The sequence below is a fragment of the Blastococcus sp. SYSU D00669 genome, from assembly GCF_054050715.1.
Genome location: NZ_JBJGZV010000029.1, coordinates 26,414 through 52,484, shown reverse-complemented (window position 1 = coordinate 52,484; position 26,071 = coordinate 26,414). Strand labels below are relative to the sequence as shown.

Here is a 26,071-nt window from a genome sequence, read left to right as displayed (position 1 = left end):
ATCCCGTGGACCCCACCCTGCAGCTGCTGCTGGACGAGCGGGACGTCACCCGGCTCTGCTACCGGTACGGCAGCGCGCTCGACGACCGCGACTGGGCGGCGCTGCGCACCTGCTTCACCGACGACGCCGTCACCGAGTACGAGGGGCTCGGCGAGTTCGCCGGCTACGCCGCCATCGAGTCGGTGTGCCGGGCGGCGCTGGACCCGCTGGACCGCAGCCACCACCTCATCGGCAACGTCGTCGTCGAGGTGGACGGCGACACCGCCACCGCGCAGTGCTACCTGCACGCCCAGCACGTCAAGGCCGGCACCCCCGGCGGCGACCTGCACGTCATCGCCGGCCGGTACACCGACCGCCTGGCGCGCACGCCCGACGGGTGGCGCTTCACCCACCGCCGGCTCGAGACCTGGTGGACCGACGGCAACCCGGCCGTCGTGGGCGGCTAGGTGGAGGAGCCGCGCGAGGACCGGCGGATCACCCAGACCCGGGCCGCGGTGCACGCGGCGACGCTGGCGATCATCGCCGAGCAGGGGGTGCGGGCGGCCACCGTCGAGCGCATCGCCGACCGTGCCGGGGTCTCCCGCAGCACGGTGTACCGGCGCTGGCCGGAGCTGCGCGTCCTCTACTACGAGGCGTTCGCCCAGCTGGCCCGGCGGTCCTCACCCGAGCTGCGCGGGGACACCGAGCGGGAGCTGCTGCACTACCTGCAGGACTACGCCGACCGGCTCAACGACCGCACGTACGGCTCGGTGCTCGTCGCGCTGATCGAGGCCGCCTGGCGCGACCCGCAGCTGGCCGACCTGCGCCGGTCGGTGTTCGACGAGCGCTCGTCCCGCGCGGCGGCGATCCTCGAGGCCGGGGTGCGCTCCGGCCGGCTGCGGGCCGACCTCGACCTGCGCGAGGCGCTCGACGCGGTCGTGGCGCCGTTCCTGTACCGCCGGCTGGTCGAGCAGCAGCGGATCGCGCCGGCCGACGTCCGCCGGCTGCACGCCGACGTGCTGCGGCGCTTCGGTCAGCCCCCGTCGCGGTGAGGGTGCGTGACGGCGACGACCCCGGCCTCGGGCGGGACCGCGGCGCCGTCGGCGACGTCGACCTCGGGCTCGACGACCGGTTGGACGCGCATCTCGGCCGGGAGCAGGTGGGCCCGCTCGGCGGCCGCCTCCGCCGCCGCGAGGGCCTCGGTGGGGATGGCGTCCCCGCCGCGCGACCGGGCGGCCCGCTCCTCGTGGCTCACCACGGCGCCCGCCGCCTCCACGGGGACGTGCGCGTCCTCCGCGGGAGGAGCGCCGCGCAGTTCGGCAGGGAGCTCGTCACGATCCAGCATCTGCCCCACTCTCCTCAGGTATCGGGTCCCCGCAAGGAGCGCGCGCGCGAGCCGCCGTCGTGGTAGTCGACCTCGTGGCGCACCCGGTCCCCGTCGAACACGACGTAGCTCATGCCGGGCGCGTGCCACCGCCGGCCGGCCGTGCCGGGGCCGAAGCGGTCGTCGGTCACGGTCGCCGACATGACCCAGGTGAACGCCAGGCCGTCGGGCCTGCTCCACCACTCGCCGGAGGGCACCAGCCGCAGGTCGGGCCAGCTGGCCAGCCCGCGCGCGAAGTAGGCGCGGATCGCCGGCCAGCCGCGGTGCACCCCGCCGATCACGTCGTCGAGGACGGCGTCCTCCGTCAGGAACGGCCGCGGCGCGTCGGCGTCCCCGCTCGACCACGCCCCGAACAGCGCCTCGACCACCGCGATCCGCTCGTCCACGACTCCATCCTGCCCACGCCCTACAGGAACTGGCCAGAGCGAGTTACTGTGCTCGCAGTCCAGAAACGTCAGGGGGGTGCCATGACCGCGGCCGAGCCGACGACGGCCATGGCGACGATCTACTCCGAGCACGTCGGCGAGCTCGTGGTCGCCGAGCGCACCGAGGCCGCCGACGGCGTGGTCACGCTGGTGCTCGAGCACCCCGACGGCGAGGAGCTGCCGGCCTGGACGCCGGGCGCGCACGTCGACCTGCTGCTCGGCCCGGACCTCACCCGCCAGTACTCGCTGTGCGGCTCGCCGGGGGAGCGCACCCGCTGGCGGCTGGGCGTGCTGCTCGACGAGGGCGGCCGCGGCGGGTCGCGGCACGTGCACGAGCGGCTCGCGGCGGGGGAGCGGGTGTCGGTGCGCGGGCCGCGCAACCACTTCCCGCTGGTCGCCGCCGACCGCTACGTCTTCCTCGCCGGCGGCATCGGCATCACGCCGATCCTGCCGATGATCGCCGAAGCCGAGGCCTCGGGCGCCGACTGGACGCTGTTCTACGGCGGCCGGCAGCGCTCGTCCATGGCCTTCGTCGACGAGCTGGCCCGCTACGGCGACCGGGTGGTGCTCCGGCCGCAGGACGAGCACGGGCTGCTCGACCTGGCCGCGATCCTCGAGCCACGGCCCGGTGCGCTGGTCTACGCCTGCGGCCCGGAGGCGATGCTGCAGGCGGTCGAGCAGGGGTGCGCCGGCTGGCCGCCGGGCAGCCTGCACGTCGAGCGGTTCTCCGCCAAGCCGGTGGCCGAGGGGGCCGCCGCGACCAGCTTCGAGGTGGTCTGCCAGCGGTCGGGGATCACCGTGACCGTGCCGGAGGACCGGTCGATCCTCGACGTCGTCCTCGACGCCGGGGTCAACGCGCTCTCCTCGTGCCAGGAAGGCGTCTGCGGCACCTGCGAGACCGCCGTCGTGGAAGGCTCGCCCGATCACCGGGACTCGTTGCTCACCGACGAGGAGAAGGCGGCGGGTGACTACATGATGATCTGCGTCTCGCGGTCGCAGTCCCCGCGGCTGGTGCTGGACCTGTGACCGCCGTGCGCGACTACCCCCTCGACTGCTGGTACCTCGCCGCGCCGTCGACGGCGGTGGCCGCCCGGCTCTCGTCCGTGCGGCTGCTGGGCCGCCCGGTGGTGCTCTACCGGCGCGGCGACGGCGGCGTGGTCGCCCTCGACGACCGGTGCGCCCACCGCGCGCTGCCGCTGTCGATGGGGCGGCTCGTCGACGACACGGTCGTCTGCCGGTACCACGGCTTCACCTACGACGGCACCGGCGCGTGCGTGCGGGTGCCCTCCCAGGAGCACGTGCCGTACGGGGCGGACGTACCGAGCCACCCGGTCCGCGAGGAGGGCGGGCTGGTGTGGATCTGGCCGGGTGACCCCCGCCGCGCCCGCACCGCCGATCCGCCACGGGTGCCGTGGCTGGCCGACCCCGGCTGGTCGGTGCTCGGCGGCGAGCGCAGCGTGGCCGCCGGCTACCTGCTGCTGCACGAGAACGCCCTCGACCGCACCCACTTCGCCTTCGTGCACCCCGACACCTCCCACCGCGGCTACCTCGAGGAACCGCCGCCGCTGGAGATCGAGGTGACCGAGACGTCGGTCTCCTACGCCCGGACCTTCCCGGCCGCGCCGCTGGCCGCGTGGCAGAGCTCGGCCACCGGGCTGCCGCCGGACACCCGCGGCGTGCAGCACGAGTCGGGGGTGTTCGTCTCACCGGCGCTGCACGTCGACCACATGCGCATCGAGGCCGACGGAGCGGTCTTCCGCACCGTGTTCGTGCGCGCGTTCACCCCGGTCGAGCCGGGGGCCACCCGGGTGCACTGGTGGGTGGCGCGGGACTGGGCGGCGGGGGACCCGGTGGTCGACGAGACGCTGCGCCGGGTGCACGAGCGGACGATGGAGGAGGACGAGCCGCTGCTCGAGGCGATCCAGGCGACCCTCGACCGGGACGGCGCAACGCGGCAGGTCAACGCCGCGGCCGACGCCGCGGCGGTGCGCGCGCAGCAGATCGTCAAGCGGCTCCTCGACGAGGAACGACCCTCTCGACTTACTTGACAGTGTCTCCTCTTTGGGGCACTGTCGGGCTGCGGATCGTGCCCCACGTCACAGCGAATCCCCGCATCGTCCCCGTCTCTTTCGCGGAGGGTCCCGTGGTCTTCGTCCCCAGCCGAGGCGAGCTGCCCTACCGGCACGGTCCGGGCGTCCCCCTGCTGCCCGCCGACGCCGAGCCGTCGTCCCTGCCGGCTTCGGTCTACCTCGACCCGGAGCGGTACGAGCAGGAGCGGACCAAGGTGCTCGCCCGTACCTGGCAGATCGTCTGCCGCTCCTCGGAGATCGCGAACCCGGGCGACCACGTCGTCTGGGAGGGGCAGGGCGAGACGATCGTCGTCACCCGCCGGCGCGACGGCGGTGTCGCCGGGTTCCACAACGTCTGCCAGCACCGCGGCGCGCGGATCGTGAAGGAGTCGGGCTGCGGCGCCCGCCGGTTCACCTGCCGCTGGCACAACTGGACCTACGACTTCGAGGGCAACGTGCTCGGCGTCCCCGACCGCGAGGACTTCGCCCCCGAGCAGCTCGACGGTCTCGCCGCCCCGCCGGTCGAGTGCGACGAGTGGGGCGGCTGGGTGTGGGTGGTCCTGGCCGGCCCCGGCGTGGCCCCCCCGCTGCTCGAGTGGCTGGGCGAGGACCTGGTCGGCGATCTCGGCGCCTACCGCATGGAGGACATGCTCCTCATCGACAAGCTGGTCTGGGAGCTGCCGGTCAACTGGAAGGTCGTCATCGACGGCTTCAACGAGAACTACCACGCGCCGGCGCTGCACCGCGTCCCGCCGCAGGACGCCAAGGACGGCCGCGAGAGCACGTTCTTCCACTGGGGCCCGCACGGGATGATGGTCGTGCCCTACAAGGGCGTGCTGCCCAAGCTCAAGGAGACCCGCGACCACCAGAGCCTGGCGATCTGCCACTACACGGTGTTCCCGACCGCGGTGTTCAACAACAACCCGAACCACATCCAGCTCTTCCGCGCGGTGCCCCTGGCGGTCGACCGCACGCGGTTCGAGACCTGGGAGCTGCAGTACGACCCGCAGGGCGACGAGGACTACGTCGCCGGGGTGGACGCGCACTGGAACCGGCTGAAGGACGTCGTCGCCGAGGACGTCGAGATCTACGGCGAGGTGGCCGCGACCCGCACCTCCTCGGCCTACGCGCGCAACGTGTTCAACGACCACGAGTGCAAGATCACGCACTTCCACCAGGTCGTGCAGCAGATGCTCGACTCCTGACGGGCCGGTGCCGTGAACCCCGAGGAGGAGCCCGCCGTCATCGTCTCCGGCTGGATCGACTTCGACCCGGCCGACCGGGAGGCCGCGCTGCGCGCCTTCGCCGTCGTGGTGGCCGAGAGCCGCCGGGAGCCCGGCTGCATCGACTACGCGTTCTCGCCCGACCTGCGCCTGCCCGGCCGCGTGCGCGTCTTCGAGCACTGGACCAGCGACGCGGCGCTCACCGAGCACCTGACGCTGCCGCACGTGCAGCAGCTGCGGTCCGCGATCGCCGGGCTCACCCGCACCGGCCGCCAGATGACCCACCACACGGTCGTGGTCTCCCGCCCGATGGGGTCCTCGTCCGCCCCCGCCGCGACAGCCTGAACGGAGCCCCGGCATGACCGCCGTCCCCCACTACGCCTCCGGCGTCGACTTCACCAGCCCGGCGGTCCGCAAGGACGCCTTCGACGTCATGGCCCGGCTGGTCGAGCACTACCGCCACACCACGACGGACATGGTCGAGGCGCAGTGGCGGGAGCCGGTGCGCAACTACACCGACCCCGAGCTGTGGGAGCGCGAGGTGCAGGCCGTCCACCGCACCCGGCCGCTGCCGGTCGCGCTCTCCTGCGAGCTGCCCACGCCCGGCTCGTACAAGGCGGTCGACGTCGTCGGCACCCCGGTGATCGTGACCCGCGACCGCGGCGGCGAGCTGCGCGCCCTGGTCAACTCCTGCCGGCACCGCGGGGGCGAGCTGGTGCCGGAGGGCACCGGCCACACCCGCCGGTTCACCTGCCCGTACCACGCCTGGTCCTACGACCTCGCCGGCTGCCTCACCGGCGTCTACGGCGAGAACACCTTCGGCCCGGTCGAGCGCGCCGACATGGGCCTGCGCCAGCTGCCGGTGGCGGAGCGGGCGGGGATCGTCTTCGTCTGCCTCACCCCGGGCGGCGCGCTGGACCTCGACGCCTGGATCGAGCCGGAGCTGCTCGAGCTGCTCGAGGCCCTCGGTCTGGCCGACTGCTACCACCACTCGACCCGCGTCCTCGAGGGGCCGAACTGGAAGGTCGTCGTCGACGGCTACCTCGAGGGCTACCACTTCGCCTCGCTGCACCGGACGACGGTCTTCCGCACCAACCTCTCGAACATGGCGGCCTTCGACTCGTGGGGCCCGCACCAGCGCAACTCCTTCGCGCTGCGGCCGATCGCCGAGGCGGTCGACACCCCGCCGGAGAGCTGGGACCCGCGGCGCTGCGTGGGCGCCATCTACTGGCTCTTCCCCGGCCTGGCCATCGCCGGCGGCTGGCGCGAGCAGGTCGCCGTCTCCTTCGTCTTCCCCGGGCGCACCTGGGACGCCTCGAAGACCGAGCAGCACATCCTGCTCCGGCGCGAGCCGCTCGACGACGAGGAGCGCAAGAACGCCGACCACACCCGCGACTGGTTCCACGACGTCGTCCTCGACGAGGACTACGGCGCCGGGTTCGGCGTCCAGCGGGGATTGGCGGCCATGGCCGACCAGGACTTCGTGTTCGGGCGCAACGAGCCCGGCGTGCAGCACTTCCACCGCGCGATCAACCAAGCCATCGACGGAACGATCTGAGGAGCGGGTGTCATGAGCGCTGGCGGCACCACCGACATCGAGGAGATCGAGGACGTCGCGACGGCTCCGGCCGGCGAGCGTCCGAGGGGCAAGCTGGAGGGGCGGGTCGCGGTGCTCACCCAGAGCACGCGCAGCATCGGGCGGGGGATCGCCGAGGCGTTCCTGGCCGAGGGCGCGTCGGTGGTGGTCAGCGGCCGCTCGGAGGACAAGGGCAAGCAGGCCCTGGCCGAGATGGGCGCCGGCGACCGCGCCGACTTCTTCCCGTGCGACGCGACCCTGCAGGACCAGGTCGAGGCGCTGGTCGACTTCACCGCCGAGCGCTACGGCCGGCTGGACATCATCGTGAACAACTCCGGGGGCACGCAGGGCTGGGCGCTGGTCGGCGACCTCACCGACGAGGCCTGGAACCAGGCGCTGGACTGGAACCTCAACGCGCACTTCTGGGGCACCCGGCGGGCGCTGCGGTACATGGTCGAGGGCGGCTGGGGCCGGATCATCAACATGAGCTCGGTCGAGAGCAAGATGGCCAACAAGCCGATGGTCAGCCACTACATCGTCAACAAGCACGCGATCAACGGGCTGACCAAGGCGACGGCGTTCGAGTACGCCACGCAGGGCATCACCTGCAACGCCATCTGCCCCGGCGCGGTGGAGACCGACCTCATGAAGGAGGTCGGCCCGCTGGTGGCCGAGCAGTCGGGGATCACCTACGAGCAGTTCCTCCAGGGCTACGCCGAGGAGTCGATGATCAAGCGGCTCAACACCGTGGAGGAGGTCGCCGCCTGCGCCGTCTGGCTCTGCAGCGAGGCCGGCGGCGGCGTCACCGGGACGACGATCAACGTCGACGGCGGCACCTCGCCGTGGTGACGCCCACGACCGAGCGCTGGATCACCGACTCCGAGCGCTGGGACCGGCTGCCCTACTACACCCGGGCCAACGCCGGCGAGGTGCTGCCCGACCCGTGCAGCCCGCTGGGCTGGACGCTGGTGTTCGAGCAGGGCCTGCTCAAGGGTTGGCTGAAGGGGTTCGTCGACTTCGGGGTGTACGCCGAGGGCGAGCTGCCGGAGGACCCGCCGCCGGTGGCCGGCCTGTTCGGCGGCTACTTCTACCTCAACCTCTCGCACATGCGGCTGATGGGCCTGCGCATGGGCCAGACGGTGGCGGAGTTCGACCGGGCGCTGCTCGGCGCGCACCCCGACGCGCCGCCCTACCGGCCGCACCCCGACGACGTGGACGAGGGCTGCAGCGCGAAGACCGCGCAGACCATCGGGGAGATCCTCGGGCGCACCGAGTTCCCGGAGATCGACGAGGACAGCCGGCGGGTGCGGGCACTGCGGCGCGACCGGCCCGACCTCGCCGCGCTGACCGACGCCGAGCTGGTCGCGCACGCCCGCTCCTTCCTCGGCGAGCTCGACAACGCCTTCGCCCGGCACGACTACTCGTCGCTGGCCTCCACGGTCGGGCAGGCGATGCTCGGCCAGCTGTGCGCGAAGGCGGACCGGCCGGACCTGCTGCTCGACCTCATCTCCGGGCTGGGCGACGTCGAGTCGGCGTCCCCGAGCACCGGGCTGTGGGAGCTGTCCCGGCGGGTCCGGGGCTCGGCGGAGCTGACCGCGCTGTTCGACCGCGGACCGGCCGCGGTGGCCGAGGCGCTCGCCGCCGGCGAGGCACCGGAGTTCGCGGCCGCGTTCGACGCCTTCCTCGCCGAGTACGGCATGCGCGGCCCCAACGAGTGGGACATCCGCGCCCGGTCGTGGGACGCCGACCCGGTGCAGGCGCTGGCGCACGTCGAGGCGCTGCGGGACTCGCCCGACGACGGCTCGCCGCAGGCGCGCGCGGCCCGGCTGGCCGCCCGGCGCGAGGCGGCCGCCGACGAGCTGCGCGGGCTGCTCGCCGGCGACGACGAGGCGCTGGGCACGCTGGAGGTGGCGCTGCGCTCGGCCCGCGACACCATCCCGCTGCGCGAGCAGACCAAGGCCAACTCCGCCGTCGTCATCAACGAGGTCCGGCTGGCCGTCCGGGAGCTCGGCCGCCGCGGCGTGGCCGCGGGCCGGCTCGCCGAGCCGGAGGACGTGATGATGCTGCTCGCCGACGAGCTCGACGCCTACGTCGCCGACCCCGACGCCTTCACCGACGTGATCCGCGAGCGGCTGACCGGGTACCGCGCGCTGTTCGAGCTCGAGCCGCCGTTCATCATCGCCGACGAGATCCCGCCGCTGTCGCAGTGGCGCCGTCGCTCCCGGCCGGCCGGGGCCACCGCGGAGCAGGGCACGGTGTTCACCGGCGTCGGCGGCAGCGCGGGCACCTACACCGGCCGGGCGCGGGTGGTGCGCGACCTGGCCGAGGCCGCGGCGCTGGAGCCCGGGGAGGTCATGGTCGCGCCGCTCACCGACGCCGCGTGGACACCGCTGTTCCTCGTCGCCGGCGCCGTCGTCGTCGACATGGGCGCGCTCAACAGCCACGCCGTCGTCGTCTCGCGGGAGGTCGGCCTGCCCTGCGTGCTGTCGGTCCCCGACGCCACGTCGGTGCTCGCCGACGGCATGCTGCTGACCGTCGACGGCACCGCGGGCACGGTCACCGTGGACGCCGTCGACGCGGCCGTCCCGGCGCCCGTGCCGTGACCGCGGCGGCCGCGCCGACGGCGGGGCTCTCCCGCGACGCGCTCTACGTCGGCGGGCGCTGGCGCCCCGCGTCGGGTGCCGGCGCCATCGAGGTGCACGAGGCGGCCACCGAGGAGGTGCTCGCCACCGTGCCGGCCGCCGGCGCCGAGGACGTCGGTGCGGCGGTCGACGCCGCGCGCCAGGCGTTCGACGGGTGGTCGGGCACCCCGGTCGCCGAGCGGGCCGCGCTGCTGCGCCGCCTGGCCGACGGCCTCGACGACCGCGGCGACGAGCTGGCCGCCGTCATGGCGCGCGAGGTAGGCACGCCGATCGCCGTCTCGCACCGGGTCCAGGTGGGCCTGGGCGTGGCGGTGTTCCGGTCGATGGCCGACCTGGTCGAGCAGCAGCCCGCCGAGGAGCGGCTCGGCAGCTCGCTGGTGCTGAGGGTCGCCGCCGGGGTGGTCGGCGCCATCACGCCGTGGAACTACCCCCTCTACCAGCTGGCCGCCAAGGTGGCGCCGGCGCTGGCCGCCGGCTGCACCTGCGTGGTGAAGCCGAGCAGCGTGGCGCCGCTGGCCGCCTACGCGCTGGCCGACGTCGCCGACGCCGTCGGCCTGCCGCCCGGGGTGCTCAACGTGGTCACCGGCCGCGGTGCCGAGGCGGGCGAGGTGCTCGTGCAGCACCCGGACGTCGACCTGGTCAGCCTCACCGGCTCCACCGCCGCCGGCGCCCGCGTCGCCGCGCTGGCCGCTCCGCAGATCAAGCGGCTGACCCTGGAGCTGGGCGGCAAGTCGGCGTTCGTGCTCTGCCCCGACGCCGACCTGGGCCCGGCGCTGGACGCGGCGGTGCGCACCGCGTTCGTGAACAACGGCCAGACCTGCGCCGCGACCACCCGGCTGCTGGTGCCGCGGCAGCTGCTGGCCGAGGTGGAGGACCGGCTGGCCGCCGCCGTCGGCGGGATGGTCGTCGGCGACCCGCTGGACCCGGCGACCGAGGTCGGCCCGCTGGCGTCGGCCGCCCAGCACCGCTCGGTGCGGGGGTACGTCGACGCGGCGCCGGATCAGGGCACCGTCGTCGCCGGTGGCCCGGGGCCCGTGCCGGGCCGCGACCGCGGCTGGTTCGTGCGCCCCACCGTGGTCAGCCGGCTCGACCCCGCCGCCCCGCTCGCGCGCGAGGAGGTCTTCGGCCCGGTGCTCGCCGTCATCCCCGTCGACGACGTCGACGACGCGGTGCGGGTGGCCAACGACTCCGACTACGGCCTCTCCGGCGCGGTCTGGGCCGGCGACGTCGCCGGGGCGGTCGCCGTCGCCCGCCGGCTGCGCACCGGGCAGGTGTCGGTCAACGGCGGGCGGTTCAACGTGCTGGCGCCGTTCGGGGGGTTCAAGCGGTCGGGGATCGGCCGCGAGCTCGGGCCGCACGGCCTCGCCGAGTACCAGGAGCTGGTCTCGCTGCAGCTGCCCGCCGACGCGCCCGGCGCGACGACCGTGCCCGGGAAACCGTGACCGCGGTCGGCCTGTGCCTGCCGCAGCTCGGCGGGCACGTCACGCGGGACGCGCTGCGGGCGTTCGTCGAGAGCGCCGAGGAGATCGGCTTCGGCGGGCTGTGGGTGCAGGAGCACATGTTCTACCCGCACGAGCCGGTGTCCGGGTACGCCGCCCGGCCGGGCCTCGCCGTCCCGGAGGCGTACCGGACCACGCTCTCGCCGCTGGAGACGCTGTCCATGGCGGCCGCCTGGTCGACGCGGGCCGAGATCGGCACCAGCGTCCTGGTCGCCGGGTACCACCGGCCGGTGCAGCTCGCCCAGCGGCTGGCCACCCTCGACCTGCTCTCGGGCGGCCGGCTGGTGGTCGGGTTCAGCGTCGGCTGGTCCGACGACGAGCACCGGCAGGCCGACGTCGACCCGCGCACCCGCGGCCGGCGGCTCGACGAGATGCTCGACGCCCTGGAGGCGTGCTGGGGCCCCGACCCGGTGCGTTTCGCCGGCGAGTTCTTCGACATCCCGACTGCCGACGTGCGCCCCAAGCCGCTGCAGTCCCCGCGGCCGCGGCTGCTCTCGGGCATGCGCGCCGAGGCGGGGCTGCGGCGCACCGCCGAGCGGTTCGACATCTGGAACCCGGCCTCCGGCGCGCTGGAGGACATCGTGGCCACCGCCGCACGGCTGCGCGAGCGCCGGCCCGCCGACCGCCCGCCGCTCGAGGTCTACTGGCGGGTCTACACCGAGCCGCCCGTTCCGGTGCGCGGGCTGCGCCCGCTGTCGGTGGACGAGCTGGCCGCCGACGTCGGCCGGGCCCGGGAGAACGGGATCGCGCAGGTGATCGTGGACGCCAACTTCGATCCCACGCTCGACTCGCCGGAGGCCTGGGCCGAGCTCCCGGCGCGGCTGGCCCCCCTGGTCTCGGCGGCCCGGTGAGCCGCCCGCCGTCGCCCGAGGTGCGGGCCGCCGTGCTCGACGTCCTCGCCCGGTTCGCCCACGGCATCGACGGCCGCGACTGGGCGCTGTACCGGTCGGTGTTCTGCGACGAGGTCGACGTCGACTACACCTCCTACCGACCCGGCTCGGCCGGCCGGACGGCCGCCGACGACTGGGTCGCGCGGGCCCGGCGGCTGTTCCCCGGCCTGGACGCGACCTCGCACGTGCTGGTCAACCCGTGGTTCCGGCCGGACGTCGACGGCGTGCGGGTGCAGACCACCATGCGCGCCGACCACCTCCTCGACGGCGCCCGGTACACCCTCGGCGGGCACTACGTGCACCGGCTGGTGCCCGACGAGGACGGCTGGCGGATCCGCGCGGTGACCTTGGTGGTCACCTGGCGGGAGGGGGACGACGGCCTGCTCGCCCGGGCCGCCGAGCGGGCGGCCGGGGGATGAGCGGCTCAGCCCCGGGGCAGGACGCCGCCGTCCACCCCGAGGACCTGCCCGTTGACGTAGGCCGCCGCCGGCCCGGCGAGGAACCGCACGACCTCGGCGACCTCCTCCGGCCGCGCCGGCCGCCCGGCCGCGATGCCGGCCAGCAGCGCGGCGTGCCGCTCGGGCGGGATCCGGCCGGCGACCAGCTCCGTGCCCTCGGTGTAGCCGGGAGCGACGACGTTGGCCGTGACCCCGTCGGGGCCGAGGGTGGCCGCCAGGCTGAGCACCCAGCCCGACAGCGCGGCCTTGGCCGCGACGTACGCCGGCGTGGAGCCGCCGGTCAGCGCGGCGCGCGAGCCGACGAGCACCACCCGGCCGCCCGGCCGGGCGAGCAGGGGCGTCAGGGCGGTGGTGAGCAGCGCGGCCGAGAGCACGTTGGCCCGCCACGCGGCCAGCCACGACTCGGCGACGTCGGACAGCGGCGCGTCCGCGGGCAGCCGGCGGGCGGGTGCGCCGGCGTTGGCGACCACCACGTCGACGACGTCGGCGGAGGTCCGCAGCCCACCGACCCACCGCTCCACGTCGGCGGGGTCCGCGACGTCGCACCGCGCCGCGGTCACCCGCTCGCCGAGCGCGGCGGCGGCCTCCTCGAGCACCTCGGCGCGCCGGCCGAGCAGGACGACGTCGCACCCGTCGGCGGCCAGGGCGGCGGCGCAGGCCCGGCCGATCCCGGTGCCGCCGCCGGACACGACGGCCAGCCGGCGCTCCGAAGGCACGCCGAAACCGTAGTGGAAGACCAGAAAGTCGAGCTACACGCCGGTGATGCGCTCGGCCAGCCGGCAGGTCTCGTCGAGGAACTTCTGCCGGCCCAGACCGGTCACCGACTCGTCGTCGGTCAGCCACGAGGTGGCGGCGGTCTCGAGCAGGGAGAGCAGCGCGGTGGCGATGACCGCGACCTCGGCCGCGCCGGTCTTCGGGCGGGCGGCCTTGGCCGCGCGGCTGAACACCGTCATCAGCTCGTGCCGCAGCTCCCGGCGCAGCTGCTCGACCGCGAGGCTCACGCCGGAGGACTTGACGAACCAGACGGTGGCCTCGTCGCGGCGCTCGTCCATCCAGCCGAGCAGGCGGACGTGCAGCTCGCCGATCGAGGCCTCGTCCGCCGCCACCTCCTGCTGGTCGCGCCGGGCCTCGGTCACCATCGCGTCGCCGAACGCGCGCAGCCCCTCGAGGAGGATGTCGTCCTTCGAGGCGAAGTGGTAGTACACCGCAGCGCTCGTCATCCCGGCCGCGTCGGCGATCTCGGCTACCGTGATGGCGTCCGACCGCGGCGACGCGAACAGCTCCATGGCGGAGCGCACGACCGTCGTCCGGCGGGACGGCCGGTGCGCCGGGCGCTTGTTCGCTGCGGTCACGGCACGAGAGTAGAGGGTCTCGGAGCGACGGGGCCGCAACGTGCTACCCCGTAGGAGGGGATCGGTGCTGCAGAGTTCCGAGGGTGTCGACGGCGGTGACGTGCTTCCCGCGAAGCTGCCGGCCCACCGGCCGTCGCGCCGGCAGGAGATCATCGACGCCGCCATCAAGGTCTTCGCCCGCAGCGGCTTCGCGGAGACCAGCGTGCAGGACGTCGCCGACGAGGCGGGCGTCGTGCCGACCGCCGTCTACTACCACTTCGCCGGCAAGGACGAGCTGTTCGACGTCGCGCTGCAGTCGGTGATCACCGAGCTCGACGAGGTGGTCGAGAAGGCCCGTCCCGAGGGTGACCAGCAGGCAGCGCTGCCGCAGATCATCGACGCGGTGTGGGACTGGATCGAGACGCGCCCCGACCACGCGCGGATCCTCTACAGCCACCTGCCCGGCGCGACCAAGCAGGCCCAGGTGCTGCGCGTGCAGTTCGAGGAGCAGCACATCGAGCGGGCGTACGTCTACGCCCGGCAGGCGCCGGTGGGCCAGCGGCGGCACCGCTCGGCCGCCGCCCAGCACGCCGCCACCCGGCTGGCCGTGCGCACCCTGATCCACACGTTGATCGCCATCCACCCGATGCGCCTCGACGGCGGCCCGCTGAGCCGGCGTTCGCCGCGGGCCCTGCGGGCCGCCCTCGAGGAGGCCTCGCTGCGGATGATGGACCTGGACTGATCAGTAGGCCGCCGTGCCGCCGTCGACCGACAGCATCGCGCCGGTGATGCCGGCGCCCGCGTCGGAGGCGAGCAGCACGGCCATGGCGGCGACCTCCTCGACCGTGTTCGGCCGCTTGATCGCCGACTCCTGGGCGAACAGGTCGACCATGCCCTCGAAGGTCAGGCCCATGCTCTCCGCCGTTCGCGGCCCGTTCTCGCGCACGATCTCGGTGATCACCAGGCCGGGGCAGAGGGAGTTCACCGTGATGCCCTGCGTGCCGACCTCCTTGGCGGTCACCTTGGTGAGGCCGTTGATGGCGTGCTTGGCCGTCACGTAGCCGCAGAGCATCGGCTTGCCGTGCTTGCCCTCGACCGACGACATGTTGATGATCCGGCCCCACTGCTGCGGGATCATGTACTTCAGCGCGCTGCGGGTCCCGTAGAACGTGGAGTACAGGTTCCACTTCATGTTCAGGTCCCACTCGTCGTCGGGCATCTCCGCGACGGGGAACGTGGCCGCGGTGCCGCCGGCGTTGTTGACCATGATGTCGACCCGGCCGAAGTGCTCGGCGGCGAAGTCGACCAGCGACTCGATGTCCTCCTTCTTCATCACGTCGCCCTGCCGGAAGACCGCGCGGTCACCGACCCCGAGTTCGGCGACGACCTTCTCGCCCTTGTCCGCGCGGCGGCCGTTGAGCACCACCTTGCCGCCCTCGCGCAGGAACGCCTCGGCGATGCCGAGACCCAGCCCGGCCGTTCCGCCGGTGATGACGGCGACCTTGTCCTGCAGCAGAGCCATGTGTCCTCCTCCGGCGCCGTGCGGCGCGGTTTAGTTTCTTGGGGCGGACTACAGTGAAGCACGCCACATCGCGGTGAAACAGCCCCTCTGGGCAGGCAACCGGGTCGTTCCGGAATCGGGGGTTGTGTCGCCGGTCGGAACAGTTACTCTGCCCTGAGTAAACAAACCCACGGCCGTCCCGGGTGCTCCGGCAGGCCGTTCCAACGCCCCTGTCGAGGACGCGGAGGCACGCGCGTGACGACGGCGCACACGACCACCACCCGGGTCGTCTCGCTGGCCCGGCGGCCGACCGGGTCGCCGCGGCCGGAGGACTTCGCCCTCGAGGAGCGCCCCGTCCCGGAGCTCGCGGCCGGGCAGCTGCTGGTGCGCAACGCCTACATGAGCGTCGATCCCTCGATGCGCGGCCGGCTCGAGGAGACCGAGAAGCACTACACGACCAACTTCCGGGTCGGGGAGCCGCTCGACGGGTCGGCCCTCGGCCGGGTGGTGGACAGCCGGGCCGAGGGCGTCCCGGTCGGGGCGTGGGTGCGGCACCGCCTGGGCTGGCGCGACCTGGCCGTCGTCGACTCGGCCACCGCCACCGTGGTCGACGTCTCGCTGGCCGCCCCGGCCGACTGGCTCGGGGTGCTCGGCCAGACGGGGTTCACCGCCTACGCCGGGCTGGTGCGGGCCGGTGAGCTGCGGGAGGGCGATGTCGTCTTCGTCTCCGCGGCGGCCGGCGCCGTGGGCTCGGCGGCGGCGCAGCTCGCCCGGCTGCTCAGGGCGTCGGCCGTCGTCGGCAGTGCCGGTGGCGCCCGCAAGGCGGCCCTGCTGGTCGAGGAGCTCGGTCTCGACGGCGCCGTCGACTACCGGGCCGAGCGGGTGCGCGACGGTCTGGCCCGGGTCGCCCCCGAGGGCATCGACCTGTACTTCGACAACGTCGGCGGCGACCACCTGGTCGCCGCGCTCGACGCGCTGCGGCTGTCCGGCCGCGTGGCGCTGTGCGGGATGATCTCGCAGTTCGACGCCGACGCCCCGCGCCCGAGCATCGACCACCTCATCCAGGCCGTGCTCAAGCGCATCACGCTGCGCGGCTTCATCGTCCGCGACCACGAGGACCTGCGGCCGGAGTTCGAGCACCGGGTGGCCGGGTGGCTGCGCTCGGGTGAGCTGGTCGCCAAGCAGACCGTCGTCGACGACCTCGCGCACGCGGTGGAGGCGTTCCTGGGCATGCTGCGCGGGGAGAACGTCGGCAAGATGCTCGTCCGCCTCGACCCGTCCGTGGACGCCTGACCCCACCGAAGAGAGGACCCCATGGACCTGCAGCTGACCGGCAAGCGCGCACTGGTGACCGGCGGCAGCCGGGGCATCGGCCGGGCGATCGCCGAGACCCTCGCCGAGGAGGGCTGCGCGCTCGCCCTGTGCGCGCGCGGCCAGGAGACGCTGGACAAGGTGGCCGCCGGGCTGCGCGAGCGGGGCGCGACGGTGCACGCCGAGGCGGTGGACGTCACCGACGGCGAGGCGCTGGCCGCCTTCGTCGACCGCTCGGCGCAGGAGCTCGGCGGGCTCGACGTCGTCGTCTCCAACGTCTCCGCCGGCGCCTCCAAGGCGCCCGACCAGTGGCAGAAGAGCCTCGACGGCGATCTGCTGCCGCTGGTGCGGCTCATCGAGGCCGCCGTGCCGCACCTGGAGAAGGAGGGCGGGGCGATCGTGTCGATCGGGACGACGAACGCGTTCGACACCGTCCGCCCGGCCTCGCCCAACGCCTACTCGGCGATCAAGGCGGCCGTGCTGCACCACGCCGCCGCGCAGGCGCGGGCGCTGGCGCCCAAGGGCATCCGGGTGAACACCGTCTCGCCCGGCCCGATCGAGTTCCCCGGCGGCGACTGGGAGAAGATCCGCGAGGGCCGCCGCGAGGTCTACGACGAGGTGCTGGGCAAGATCCCGGTCGGCCGCTACGGCCGCCCCGAGGACGTCGCGGCCGCCGTCGCGTTCCTCGCCAGCCCGCGGTCGGGCTTCACCAACGGCGTGAACTTCGTGGTGGACGGCGGCATCGTCACCCGCGTCCAGTTCTAGGAGGACCCCGCTGCCCCCCACCACTCGCGAGCTCGCGGCGGGATCCTGCAGCGGGGCCGCCGAGACGGAAGAAGGCGATCCGATGGCAGGGCCCGCGGGGCGGCTCGACGTCGTCCTGGTCTGCGGCGGGCGCTGGCACGACTTCGACCACGCCCGGCTGCGGCTGCTCGAGGCGCTGGCCCGGCACCCGCGCGCCCGCACGCGGGTGTTCGAGGACTACGCGATGGGCAGCGCGGCCGGCGGGGACGCGCTGGCACGCGCCGACCTGCTGGTCACCTACACCTGCGACCGCCGGCCCGACCCCGACCAGCAGCGCCGGCTGGCGGACTGGGTCGCGGCCGGTGGCCGGTGGGTGGCCCTGCACGGCACCAACGCGGCCATCGACGCCCCGCCGCTCGACGGGCCGCGGCTGTTCCGCACGCCGCGGGAGCTGGGGCCGGTGGCCGAGGTGCTGGGCAGCCAGTTCCTCGGCCACCCGCCGATCGAGCCGTACCGGGTGGAGGTGACGCGGCCCGACCACCCGCTGGTCCAGGGCATCGCGCCGTTCGAGGTCACCGACGAGCTGTACGTCAGCGAGCTGCACCCCCCGCTGGAGGTGCTGCTGCACACCCGGTACTCGGGCCCCTGCCGCGGTTTCGAGGAGGGGGAGACCACCGACGACGAACCCCGGCCGGTCCTCTACCTCAAGCCGACCGGTGCCGGCACCGTCTGCTACTTCACCCTCGGCCACGCCCGCGGCCGCTTCGACGTCCAGGACCTCGGCGTCGAGGACCTCGGCCGGGAGGACCGCGGCAGCTGGGTGGTCCCCGAGTTCACCGCCGTCCTCGACCGCTGCCTCTCCTGGGGCCTCTACGGCGAGTTCCCCGCCGTCGAGGGTGCTTGATCGCGATCGAGCACGCGTGCTCGATCGCGATCGAGCACGTCCTCAGGCGGTGCGGGGGAGGGGGTGCGGGGGGCGGTGGTGCTCGGCCATCACCGCGTTGATCGCCCGGTGCAGGTGCTGCACGCCCGGCTCGTTGCGGCCGACGAGCATCGTCCGCTCCGCCATCGCGGGGATGCCGCGCTGGACGCCGTACCCGGTCAGGTAGTCCTCGCCGTAGGTGACGTCGTAGAACCAGTCGCGGGCGAGCTCGGCCTCCTCGCGCGCGCGGTCGTCCGACGGCGGCGTGCGGGTGAGGATCCGCTGCTCGGTCATCGACTCGGTCGGCGTCGCGCCGGGCAGCGGGAAGGCGACCGCGATGCGGTCGCGCCAACCGCCGGCGATGGCGAAGCCGGGGAACAGCCAGACGATCGGGCCGACCAGCGTGGCCGGGTCCCACCGCTCCTGCGGGGTGTCCCCGAGGTCGGCGATCGGCCGCAGCGCGAAGGCCAGCCGCTGGTGCCAGCCGAAGGAGTCCCACGCCGCGGTGTTGCCCAGGTTCGTCCTGAACACGGTGTTCGTGTGCAGCGAGGCGAAGTGGTAGCCCTCCAGGTAGCCCTCGACGGCGACCTTCCAGTTCGGCCCGGGCATCATCCGCGTGGAGAAGTGGTGGGTCTCGGCCAGCCGCAGCGAGGCGAGCACCGTCCCGACGTCGCCGAGCCACGCGTCGAGGTCCAGCGGCGCGCCGGGGGTGAGGACGACGAACACCAGCCCGTGCCGCTCCTCCACCGGCAGCGGCACCAGCCCGCGCGCGGACTTGTCGAAGTCGCCGAAGGTGCTCGCCCCGTAGACGCCGGCCAGCGATCCGTCCATGCGGTAGGACCACGCGTGGTACGGGCAGGTCAGCGTGCGCCCGCGGCCGGTGCCCGCCGGGCAGACCTCCGCGCCGCGGTGCCGGCACACGTTGAGCATCGCGTGCACCGCGCCGTCGCCGTCCCGGGTGATGACCACCGGCGTGCCGGCGGCGTCGACCGCCTTGTACGTGTTCGGCCCGGGCAGCTCGCAGGAGAGCGCCAGGGGCAGCGGCACGCGGCGGAAGAGCAGCTCCTTCTCGGCCTCGAACAGCGCCGGGTCCAGGTAGTTGGCGACCGGCTCCTCCCACGTGCCCCCGGCCTGGTCGGTGGTCCGACCGGCGACGAGCGCGCGCACCCGCTCGACCAGCCGCAGCGCCTCCTCCCGGCCGGCCCGGTCCAGCTCGAGGCCGGGGACGTACTCGGGGACGACGGCGGTCACGGCAGCTCCCGGGTCGAAGTCATATAGATGACTTGCAGTCTGTCGGGAGCGGCCGGCCGCGTCAATCGCGGGTAGCGCAGAGGTGCGCGGTCTCGTTGACCGACACGACCACGACCCGGCCACCGGGCATCCGCCGCAGCCGCGCGACCGACGTGTAGCCGGGGTTGTGCCAGAACAGCGCCGGGATGCCGAGCACCCCGCCGACCATGGCGTTGATCGCGCCGCCGTGCCCGACCGCGACGAGGCGGCCGACCGGCCAGCGCTCGAACAGCTCGATCAGGCAGCCCGCGACGCGGCGGCGGAAGGCCTCGCGGTCCAGCGACGGGACGAACTCGTCGTACCGGCCCTCGGCGATGGCGACCGCTCGCGGATCGGTCGGGCCCATCTCCTCCACGGCGGTGTAGGCGCGCGGCGGCAGGTCGGTGTCCCACTCGCGCAGGTCGTCGACGACGGCGTCGACCGCGCGGCCCATCTGCGCGGCCATGACGTCCGCGGTCTCGCGCGCCCGCCGCATCGGGCTGGTGACCAGCACGTCGACGTCCTCGCCCTTGAGCCAGCTGCCGAGCCGGCGGGCCTGCTCGACCCCCTCGGGCGCGAGCGGGGGCTGCACCACCCCGGAGGCGGGCAGGCCGTGGCGGACGAGCAGGAGTTCGGTCATGGTCCCTCTCGGGTCGCGGGGTCGCCGTCAGCCGGCGATGGTGCGGTCGCCGTCCCAGTACGGGCGGCGCAGGGCGCGCTTGTCGAGCTTGCCCATGACGTTGCGCGGCAGGGCGTCGACGAGCTCGTAGCTCTTCGGGCACTTGTAGGCGGCCAGGTGCTTGCGGCACCAGCCGGCCAGCTCGGCCGGGTCCGGGGCGGTGCCGGCCGGGACGACGAGCGCGCGCAGCGCCTCGCCGAGGTCGGGATCGGGGACGCCGATCACCGCGACGTCGGCCACCGCCGGGTGCTGCTGCAGCACCTGCTCGCTCTCGGCCGGGTAGAGGTTCACCCCGCCGGAGACGACCATGTCGGCCACCCGGTCGGTGATGTAGACGAACCCGTCGTCGGTCACGTGGCCGACGTCGCCGAGGGTGGCCACGCCGGGGGCGAGGTAGGCCGAGCGGGTCTTCTCCGCGTCGGCGTGGTAGCTCACCTCGCGGCCGGGCGGGGTGCGGAAGCCGAGCACGCCGGTCTCGCCGGGCGGCAGCTCGCGGCCCTCCTCGTCGAGCACGACCACCTCGAACGGCTCGACGACCCGGCCCACCGAGCCGGGGTGGGTCAGCCACTCCTCGCTGGTGATCCGGCAGACGGTGCCGATCTCGCTGCCGCCGTAGCTCTCCACCAGCACCGGGCCGAACCAGTCGATCATCGCCCGCTTGATGTCGGCGGGGCAGGCGGAACCGGTGTGCGCGACGTTGCGCAGGCTGCTGACGTCGTAGCGGCGGCGCGCGTCGTCGGGCAGCGCCAGCAGCCGGGAGAAGTGGGTCGGCACCATCACCGACGACGTCACGCGGTACCGCTCGACCAGCTGCAGCACCCGCTCGGCGTCGAACCTCCCGAGCACCACGACCGGCTGCCCCGAGAGCAGGTGGCGCACCGACGTCAGCGGGCCGTTGTGCTGCAGCGGGCCGACGACGAGGTGCGGGCCGGCCGGGAAGCCGGACCGGCCGGCGAGCAGTGCGGCGTACTCGGCCGCGGCGGTGACCGTCGACGGTGCCCAGCGCACCGGTGTGCCGCGGGCCTTGCCGGTGGTGCCCGAGGTGTAGACCAGCGGCGGCCGCGCCGGGCGGTCGGTCGAGTCCGGCAGGGTGCGCGGGCCGGTCGCCCACGCCGTCCACGGGGTCGTGCCCGCCGGCGCCGCGTCGGTGCCGTGGGCGACGACGGCGCGCACCCCGGCCTCCCGGGCGGCCCCGAGGGTGGCGGCCAGGGCGGCCGGGCCGGTGACGGCGGCGACCACGCCGGCGTCGCGGAACTGGGCGGCCATCTCGGCCGCGGTGAGCTGCCGGGAGACCGCGACGGTGCCGACGCCGGCCAGGATGCCGGCCGCGTGGGCGACGAGGGTCGGGGCGGCGTTCTCGCCGATCACGGCCACCCGGTCGTCGGGCCCGGGCGCGACGGCGAGCAGCTCCCCGCCGACCGCGTCGACCTGCCGGGCGACCTCCGCCCAGGTCAGCTCGACCGCGTCGTCGGCGAGGGCGAGGCCGCCGGGGTCGTCCCCGGCGCGCTCCCCGATGCCTGCGAGCCGCTGCAACGGGCCACCCCCTTCCGCGAGTGCGTTAAGGTTCGCCGCAACTGTAGTCAACGTCAAGAAACCTGGGCGGTCGCCGTGGTCTCGACGCAGCACTCCTTCCGCTTCGCCGTCCAGGCCTACCGCCCCGAGTCCGGCGCCGCGTGGCGCGAGCTGGCCCGCCGGGTGGAGGGGCTGGGCTACTCGGCGCTGCACACCTCCGACCACTACCTCGGGCCGGGCCGCGTCTCCGACGAGACCGGGCACCGGCCGGTGACCCTGGCGCCGATCCCCGCGATGGCCGTCGCCGCCGAGGTGACCAGCACGCTGCGGATCGGCTGCCGGATGTTCTGCGTCGGGTACCACCACGCGTACGTGCTGGCCAAGGAGATCGCCACGCTCGCCGAGCTGTCCGAGGGCCGCACCGAGGTCGGGCTCGGTGCCGGGTGGCTGGAGGCCGAGTACGAGGCGATGGGCATCCCCTTCCCGCCGGCCGGTGAGCGCATCCGCCACCTGGCCGAGTTCGTGGCGCTGCTCAAGGACTTCACCGCCGGCCGGCCCGCCGACACCCGCGGCGAGCACGTGCACGTGACCGGCATGGGGCCGCTGCCCCTGCTGCCCACGCCGCCGCCGATCACCATCGGCGGCGGGGCGCCGCGGGTGCTGCGGCTGGCCGGGGCGCAGGCCGACGTGGTCAGCATCAACTTCAACAACCGCTCCGGCGTCATCGGCGCCGACAGCGTGGCCACCTCCGGGCACGAGGAGACCGTGCAGAAGCTCGGCTGGGTCCGCGAGGGCGCCGGTGAGCGCTTCGCGCGGCTGGAGCTGGAGACCGCCGCGTACTTCCTGGCCGTCGAGGGCGGCGCCACCACCGAGGAGCAGCTGGCCGCCCAGACCGGCCTCTCGGGGGAGGAGCTGCGCCGGTTCCCGCACGCCCTGGTCGGCTCGGTCGAGGAGATCTGCGAGGAGCTCGAGCGACGGCGCGAGGTCTACGGGTTCTCCTACGTCACCGTCGGCGACCGCTCGATCGACGCCTTCGCGCCCGTCGTGGAGCGCCTCACCGGGAAGTGAGCTCGGGAGAGCCGTTCACCAGGGGTCGCCGTCGCGCCAGTCGCAGGTCAGCTCGGCGGCGAGGTCGAGGTGGGCCCGGAGCGGCAGCACGTGCACCGCGCCGTCCTCGTCCGGCGTCCGCCGGAGACCCGACGGCGCGAGCACGGAGGCGGGACCCGACCACACCCTCCATCCGCGTGAGCGGTAGAGCGGCGCGCCGTCGTCGGTGGCGCTGAGCGCGCCGAAGTCGTAGGCGCCGCGGATGACCTGCTCCAACGCGGCCATCACCGCCGCGCCGTGGCCGCGGCGCCGGGCGTGGGCAGCCACCCCGACGGCCTCCACGTAGCCGACCCGCCACGACCGGCCGGCGTGCAGGAACCTGCGCTGGACCACCGAGCCGTGCCCGACGAGCTCCCCCCGGTCGTGCACCAGGGCGTGCATGCCGCCCAGGGCGTGGTCCCAGTCCTCGTCGGTGAAGCTCCCCTGCACCGAGCCCGCGCGGTCCTGCACGAAGGCGGCCCGGACCATCAGCCGGGCGGACTCCAGCACCGCGGGCTCGAGCTGCGCGGTGTGCGCGACGGTGAGGTGCGCCATCGCGCCATCCTGGCGGACGACCGCCGCGGAGACGTGCGCGCTCAGGCCTCCGCGGGGACCCGCGCGTCGATCGGGGTGGGACGGCTGCGGGCCCACTCGTGCGCCGGCGGCGAGGCGACCCAGTCGACCGCGTTGCCGATCAGCCGGCGGTAGCCGGGCAGGCCGAACGTCGCCGCGCCGTCGCCGGGCTGGACGTAGACCACCGGGCTGACCGCCGCCGTCGTCGCCCAGGCGACCAGGTCGCTGGCCGGCGGGTGACCGGTGCAGTCCGGTGCGGCGTCCTCGCCGACCAGCACGTGCTCGTACGTGCGGACGTACCGGGCCGGGTCGACGTCGGCGTCGTGCCGCAGGAGGGGGACGACGCGGTCGGTGAACACGGGGCAGCAGTACGGCTCGTCGGTCAGCGCGAAGTCCGCGAGGCCGGCGCAGACCGGGTGCTCGGGTGCGACCACCCGGGCGGTGTACGCGGTGATCCGGGTCCCGGACGACGGCCACTCCTCCCCGTGCAGGACCCCTGGCGCGTAGAAGAACCGCCCGCCCAGCGCGTCCGCCCACCCGTCCCACGCCGGCCAGCCGGCCAGCGCGTGGTGGGTGGCGACGACGCCGACGCCCCGCTCCAGCAGGCCGGTGACCGCGCGGGCGACCTCGGGCGCCGGCCCGCGCGGCTCCGGGGGTTCGCCGCGGCGCAGGTGCAGGCCGGGCAGGTCGTGCAGCAGGAGGGCGTCCCACGCGCCGGCGTGCTCGGGCGCCAGCCAGTCCTGCGCCGACGGCTGCAGGGCGTGCGCCCACACCCAGCCTCGCTCGCCCGCGAGGGCGGCGACCATGCCCAGCAGCGCGTCGAGGTCCACCCGGTGGCCACCGGTCACCACCAGCACCCGCACCGCCATCGGCGCTCCTCGTCGGGGGGCTTCCACTTCGGCATGGTTACTGTAGCCTCTCACCAGTAACACGGGTGATCTGGCCCACACGGGCCGACCGGGAGGCGGGCACATGGACCAGGCCGGGGGTACGGCGACCGTGACCGGCGACGCGCCGTCCGTCGAGGGTTACGGCTCCGAGGAGCTGCTCGACCTGCACCGGCGGATGGTGCGCATCCGCGTCTTCGAGACCGAGGCCGGGCGGCTGATGGAGAACGGGCTGCTGCCCGGGTTCCTGCACCTCTACGTCGGCCAGGAGGCGGTCGCCGCCGGCGCCATGGCCACGCTCACCGACGCCGACCAGATCACCTCCACCCACCGCGGTCACGGGCACGCCGTGGCCAAGGGTGCGCAGTTCCGCCCCATGTTCGCCGAGCTGTTCGGGCGGGTGGACGGCTACTGCCACGGCCGCGGCGGCAGCATGCACATCAACGACCTGTCGATCGGCATGCTCGGCGCCAACGGCATCGTCGGCGCCGGCCTGCCGATCGCCGTGGGCGCGGCCTTCGCCGGCCGCTACCGCGACGACGGCACGATCGCGATGACGTTCTTCGGCGACGGCGCGAGCAACATCGGGGCGTTCCACGAGGCGGCGAACATGGCCGCCGTCCTCAAGCTGCCGGTGGTCTTCGTCTGCGAGAACAACGGCTACGCCGAGTTCACCGCCCAGGCGCGGCACATGCTGCTCACCGACGTCGCCGACCGCGCGGCCGCCTACGGCATGCCCAGCGAGGTCTGCGACGGCATGGACGCCGTCGCCGTCCGGCAGGCCTGCCAGCGCGCGGTCGACCGGGCCCGCGCCGGGGAGGGGCCGTCGCTGGTCGAGGCCAAGACCTACCGCTACTACGACCACCAGGGCGTCAAGGGCCTGCGCAAGCCGTACCGCACGCAGGAGGAGATCGACGCCTGGAAGAAGCGCGACGCCATCGAGCTGCTCGAGGCGCGCGCCGCCGCCGACGGCGTCGTCGACGCCGCGTCGTTCGCCCGCGTGTGGGAGGAGACCCGCGCGGACGCCGCCGACGCCATCGAGTTCGCCCAGGCCAGCCCGCAGCCCGATCCGGCGACGCTCACCAAGAACGTCTACACCGCCTGACCCGAGAGGACCCTGCATGGCCGTGCGCGAGCTGACCTACGTCAAGGCCTACAACGAGGCCCTGCACCAGGTCATGCGCGAGGACGACGACGTCTTCGTCGTCGGCGAGGACGTCGCCGGCTACGGCGGGGTCTTCCACATGTACGACGGCCTGCTCGCCGAGTTCGGCGAGCGGCGCATGATCGACACCCCCATCTCGGAGATGGCGATCGTCGGCCTGGGGGTGGGCGCCGCCTCGCGCGGCCTGCGCCCGGTCGTCGACATCATGTTCATGGACTTCCTCGCCGTCTGCCTCGACCAGGTGGTCAACCAGGCGGCGAAGATGAAGTTCATGTTCGGCGGCGAGGTCCGCGTGCCGATGGTGCTCACCGTCGCCGCCGGGGCCGGGCTCTCCGCCGGTGCGCAGCACAGCCAGAGCCTCGAGGCGTGGCTGGCGCACACGCCGGGGCTGAAGGTGGCGATGCCGTCGTCGGCCTACGACGCCAAGGGCCTGATGGTCACCGCGGTCCGCGACGACAACCCGGTGATCATGATGCTCAACAAGAAGCTGCTCGGCGCCAAGGGCGACGTGCCCGAGGAGCTCTACGGGCTGCCGTTCGGGCAGGCGCACGTGCTGCGCGAGGGCACCGACGTCACCGTGGTCGCCCTCGGCCGGATGGCGGTCGAGGCAGCGGCCGCCGCCGAGGCGCTGGCCGCCGAGGGCATCTCCGCCGAGGTGATCGACCCGCGCACGGTGCAGCCGCTGGACACCGCAACCATCACCGACTCGGTGCGCCGCACCAACCGCGTCGTCGTCGTCCACGAGGCGGTCACCTTCGGCGGGCTCGGCGCCGAGATCGCCGCGCAGGTCCAGGACGTCGCCTTCGACCACCTCGACGCCCCGGTGATGCGGGTCGGCGCCCCGTTCGCCCCCGTGCCCTTCAGCCCGGTGCTCGAGAACGTCTACGTGCCCGACCGCGGCAGCATCGCCGACGCCTGCCGGCGCATCCTGAAGCGGAGCTGAGCC

Annotated in this window: 28 protein-coding genes and 1 pseudogene; 19 read left to right on the top strand and 10 right to left on the bottom strand. The window is 74.3% G+C overall.

Features of this window, described 5'->3' with window-relative positions; all coding sequences use genetic code 11:
• The first annotated feature begins 5 nt into the window (after positions 1-5).
• Positions 6-446, top strand: a complete 441-nt coding sequence (locus ACI8AF_RS19250) for a nuclear transport factor 2 family protein (RefSeq protein WP_456541355.1) — start codon at positions 6-8, stop codon at positions 444-446.
• The gene (locus ACI8AF_RS19245; RefSeq protein ID WP_456541354.1) at positions 447-1,031 is read left to right on the top strand and encodes a TetR/AcrR family transcriptional regulator; all 585 of its coding nucleotides are present in this window, start codon (positions 447-449) and stop codon (positions 1,029-1,031) included. It begins immediately after the preceding gene.
• On the opposite strand, the gene ACI8AF_RS19240 is transcribed toward ACI8AF_RS19245, so the two are convergent.
• Positions 1,013-1,324 (bottom strand): hypothetical protein, encoded by a 312-nt coding sequence (locus ACI8AF_RS19240; protein ID WP_456541353.1) that lies wholly within the window; start codon positions 1,322-1,324, stop codon positions 1,013-1,015. The two genes, ACI8AF_RS19245 and ACI8AF_RS19240, sit on opposite strands and share 19 nt — an antisense overlap.
• 14 nt (positions 1,325-1,338) lie before the next feature.
• Positions 1,339-1,749, bottom strand: coding sequence for a nuclear transport factor 2 family protein (locus tag ACI8AF_RS19235; RefSeq protein WP_456541352.1), 411 nt, complete (start codon positions 1,747-1,749; stop codon positions 1,339-1,341).
• 99 nt (positions 1,750-1,848) lie between these two features.
• Here ACI8AF_RS19235 and ACI8AF_RS19230 point away from each other — a divergent pair.
• The 10 genes and pseudogenes from ACI8AF_RS19230 to ACI8AF_RS19185 form a co-directional block, all read left to right on the top strand.
• Positions 1,849-2,814: pseudogene (locus ACI8AF_RS19230) on the top strand (PDR/VanB family oxidoreductase); the annotation flags it as partial.
• Positions 2,811-3,836 carry a Rieske 2Fe-2S domain-containing protein gene (locus ACI8AF_RS19225; protein WP_456541351.1) on the top strand — a complete coding sequence of 342 codons (1,026 nt, stop codon included), beginning with the start codon at positions 2,811-2,813 and terminating at the stop codon, positions 3,834-3,836. The pseudogene ACI8AF_RS19230 and the gene ACI8AF_RS19225, both read left to right, overlap by 4 nt.
• A 95-nt stretch (positions 3,837-3,931) precedes the next feature.
• Positions 3,932-5,062 (top strand): aromatic ring-hydroxylating oxygenase subunit alpha, encoded by a 1,131-nt coding sequence (locus tag ACI8AF_RS19220; protein WP_456541350.1) that lies wholly within the window; start codon positions 3,932-3,934, stop codon positions 5,060-5,062.
• Between the two features lie 12 nt (positions 5,063-5,074).
• Positions 5,075-5,425 carry a putative quinol monooxygenase gene (locus ACI8AF_RS19215; protein ID WP_456541349.1) on the top strand — a complete coding sequence of 117 codons (351 nt, stop codon included), beginning with the start codon at positions 5,075-5,077 and terminating at the stop codon, positions 5,423-5,425.
• A 13-nt stretch (positions 5,426-5,438) separates the two neighbouring features.
• On the top strand, positions 5,439-6,638 hold the full coding sequence (locus tag ACI8AF_RS19210; RefSeq protein WP_456541348.1) for an aromatic ring-hydroxylating oxygenase subunit alpha: 1,200 nt from the start codon (positions 5,439-5,441) through the stop codon (positions 6,636-6,638).
• A gap of 12 nt (positions 6,639-6,650) precedes the next feature.
• A complete protein-coding gene (locus ACI8AF_RS19205; protein ID WP_456541347.1) occupies positions 6,651-7,505 on the top strand; it encodes an SDR family NAD(P)-dependent oxidoreductase in 855 nt (284 codons plus the stop codon).
• Positions 7,502-9,259: a PEP-utilizing enzyme gene (locus ACI8AF_RS19200; RefSeq protein WP_456541346.1), complete on the top strand. Its 1,758-nt coding sequence runs from the start codon at positions 7,502-7,504 to the stop codon at positions 9,257-9,259. Before ACI8AF_RS19205 ends, ACI8AF_RS19200 begins: the two co-directional genes overlap by 4 nt.
• Positions 9,256-10,740: an aldehyde dehydrogenase family protein gene (locus ACI8AF_RS19195; RefSeq protein ID WP_456541345.1), complete on the top strand. Its 1,485-nt coding sequence runs from the start codon at positions 9,256-9,258 to the stop codon at positions 10,738-10,740. The genes ACI8AF_RS19200 and ACI8AF_RS19195 overlap by 4 nt, the downstream gene beginning before the upstream one ends.
• Positions 10,737-11,648 (top strand): TIGR03619 family F420-dependent LLM class oxidoreductase, encoded by a 912-nt coding sequence (locus tag ACI8AF_RS19190; protein WP_456541344.1) that lies wholly within the window; start codon positions 10,737-10,739, stop codon positions 11,646-11,648. Before ACI8AF_RS19195 ends, ACI8AF_RS19190 begins: the two co-directional genes overlap by 4 nt.
• Positions 11,645-12,106, top strand: coding sequence for a nuclear transport factor 2 family protein (locus ACI8AF_RS19185; protein ID WP_456541343.1), 462 nt, complete (start codon positions 11,645-11,647; stop codon positions 12,104-12,106). Before ACI8AF_RS19190 ends, ACI8AF_RS19185 begins: the two co-directional genes overlap by 4 nt.
• A gap of 5 nt (positions 12,107-12,111) precedes the next feature.
• On the opposite strand, the gene ACI8AF_RS19180 is transcribed toward ACI8AF_RS19185, so the two are convergent.
• A complete protein-coding gene (locus tag ACI8AF_RS19180) occupies positions 12,112-12,861 on the bottom strand; it encodes an SDR family NAD(P)-dependent oxidoreductase (protein ID WP_456541342.1) in 750 nt (249 codons plus the stop codon).
• 33 nt (positions 12,862-12,894) lie between these two features.
• Positions 12,895-13,497, bottom strand: a complete 603-nt coding sequence (locus ACI8AF_RS19175) for a TetR/AcrR family transcriptional regulator (protein WP_456541341.1) — start codon at positions 13,495-13,497, stop codon at positions 12,895-12,897.
• A gap of 64 nt (positions 13,498-13,561) precedes the next feature.
• Between ACI8AF_RS19175 and ACI8AF_RS19170 the strand changes: the two genes are divergently transcribed.
• The gene (locus tag ACI8AF_RS19170) at positions 13,562-14,218 is read left to right on the top strand and encodes a TetR/AcrR family transcriptional regulator (RefSeq protein ID WP_456541340.1); all 657 of its coding nucleotides are present in this window, start codon (positions 13,562-13,564) and stop codon (positions 14,216-14,218) included.
• Here the strand turns inward: ACI8AF_RS19170 and ACI8AF_RS19165 are convergent, their stop codons facing one another.
• Positions 14,219-14,998, bottom strand: coding sequence for an SDR family NAD(P)-dependent oxidoreductase (locus ACI8AF_RS19165; RefSeq protein ID WP_456541339.1), 780 nt, complete (start codon positions 14,996-14,998; stop codon positions 14,219-14,221).
• A 234-nt stretch (positions 14,999-15,232) separates the two neighbouring features.
• Here ACI8AF_RS19165 and ACI8AF_RS19160 point away from each other — a divergent pair, with 234 nt between their 5' ends.
• The 3 genes from ACI8AF_RS19160 to ACI8AF_RS19150 all read left to right on the top strand — a co-directional run bounded on the left by ACI8AF_RS19160 (position 15,233) and on the right by ACI8AF_RS19150 (position 17,936).
• A complete protein-coding gene (locus tag ACI8AF_RS19160; protein ID WP_456541338.1) occupies positions 15,233-16,270 on the top strand; it encodes an NADP-dependent oxidoreductase in 1,038 nt (345 codons plus the stop codon).
• A 21-nt stretch (positions 16,271-16,291) separates the two neighbouring features.
• Positions 16,292-17,053, top strand: coding sequence for an SDR family NAD(P)-dependent oxidoreductase (locus ACI8AF_RS19155; RefSeq protein WP_456541337.1), 762 nt, complete (start codon positions 16,292-16,294; stop codon positions 17,051-17,053).
• A gap of 82 nt (positions 17,054-17,135) precedes the next feature.
• The gene (locus tag ACI8AF_RS19150; RefSeq protein WP_456541336.1) at positions 17,136-17,936 is read left to right on the top strand and encodes a ThuA domain-containing protein; all 801 of its coding nucleotides are present in this window, start codon (positions 17,136-17,138) and stop codon (positions 17,934-17,936) included.
• Between the two features lie 42 nt (positions 17,937-17,978).
• Here the strand turns inward: ACI8AF_RS19150 and ACI8AF_RS19145 are convergent, their stop codons facing one another.
• The 3 genes from ACI8AF_RS19145 to ACI8AF_RS19135 all read right to left on the bottom strand — a co-directional run bounded on the left by ACI8AF_RS19145 (position 17,979) and on the right by ACI8AF_RS19135 (position 21,435).
• Positions 17,979-19,205, bottom strand: a complete 1,227-nt coding sequence (locus ACI8AF_RS19145) for an aromatic ring-hydroxylating oxygenase subunit alpha (protein ID WP_456541335.1) — start codon at positions 19,203-19,205, stop codon at positions 17,979-17,981.
• A gap of 61 nt (positions 19,206-19,266) precedes the next feature.
• Positions 19,267-19,863 carry a histidine phosphatase family protein gene (locus ACI8AF_RS19140; protein WP_456541334.1) on the bottom strand — a complete coding sequence of 199 codons (597 nt, stop codon included), beginning with the start codon at positions 19,861-19,863 and terminating at the stop codon, positions 19,267-19,269.
• 27 nt (positions 19,864-19,890) lie between these two features.
• Positions 19,891-21,435, bottom strand: a complete 1,545-nt coding sequence (locus tag ACI8AF_RS19135; protein WP_456541333.1) for an AMP-binding protein — start codon at positions 21,433-21,435, stop codon at positions 19,891-19,893.
• A 75-nt stretch (positions 21,436-21,510) separates the two neighbouring features.
• Here ACI8AF_RS19135 and ACI8AF_RS19130 point away from each other — a divergent pair, with 75 nt between their 5' ends.
• Entirely contained in the window at positions 21,511-22,482 is a 972-nt protein-coding gene (locus tag ACI8AF_RS19130; protein ID WP_456541332.1) for a TIGR03621 family F420-dependent LLM class oxidoreductase, read from the top strand.
• Positions 22,483-22,497: 15 nt separating this feature from the next.
• Here ACI8AF_RS19130 and ACI8AF_RS19125 read toward each other — a convergent pair whose 3' ends face one another.
• On the bottom strand, positions 22,498-23,055 hold the full coding sequence (locus ACI8AF_RS19125; protein ID WP_456541331.1) for a GNAT family N-acetyltransferase: 558 nt from the start codon (positions 23,053-23,055) through the stop codon (positions 22,498-22,500).
• A gap of 41 nt (positions 23,056-23,096) precedes the next feature.
• On the bottom strand, positions 23,097-23,942 hold the full coding sequence (locus ACI8AF_RS19120; protein ID WP_456541330.1) for a ThuA domain-containing protein: 846 nt from the start codon (positions 23,940-23,942) through the stop codon (positions 23,097-23,099).
• 103 nt (positions 23,943-24,045) lie between these two features.
• Between ACI8AF_RS19120 and ACI8AF_RS19115 the strand changes: the two genes are divergently transcribed.
• Together ACI8AF_RS19115 and ACI8AF_RS19110 are read left to right on the top strand one after the other, a co-directional pair.
• A complete protein-coding gene (locus ACI8AF_RS19115; protein ID WP_456541329.1) occupies positions 24,046-25,065 on the top strand; it encodes a thiamine pyrophosphate-dependent dehydrogenase E1 component subunit alpha in 1,020 nt (339 codons plus the stop codon).
• 16 nt (positions 25,066-25,081) lie between these two features.
• Positions 25,082-26,068, top strand: a complete 987-nt coding sequence (locus ACI8AF_RS19110) for an alpha-ketoacid dehydrogenase subunit beta (RefSeq protein WP_456541328.1) — start codon at positions 25,082-25,084, stop codon at positions 26,066-26,068.
• Positions 26,069-26,071: the final 3 nt, after the last annotated feature.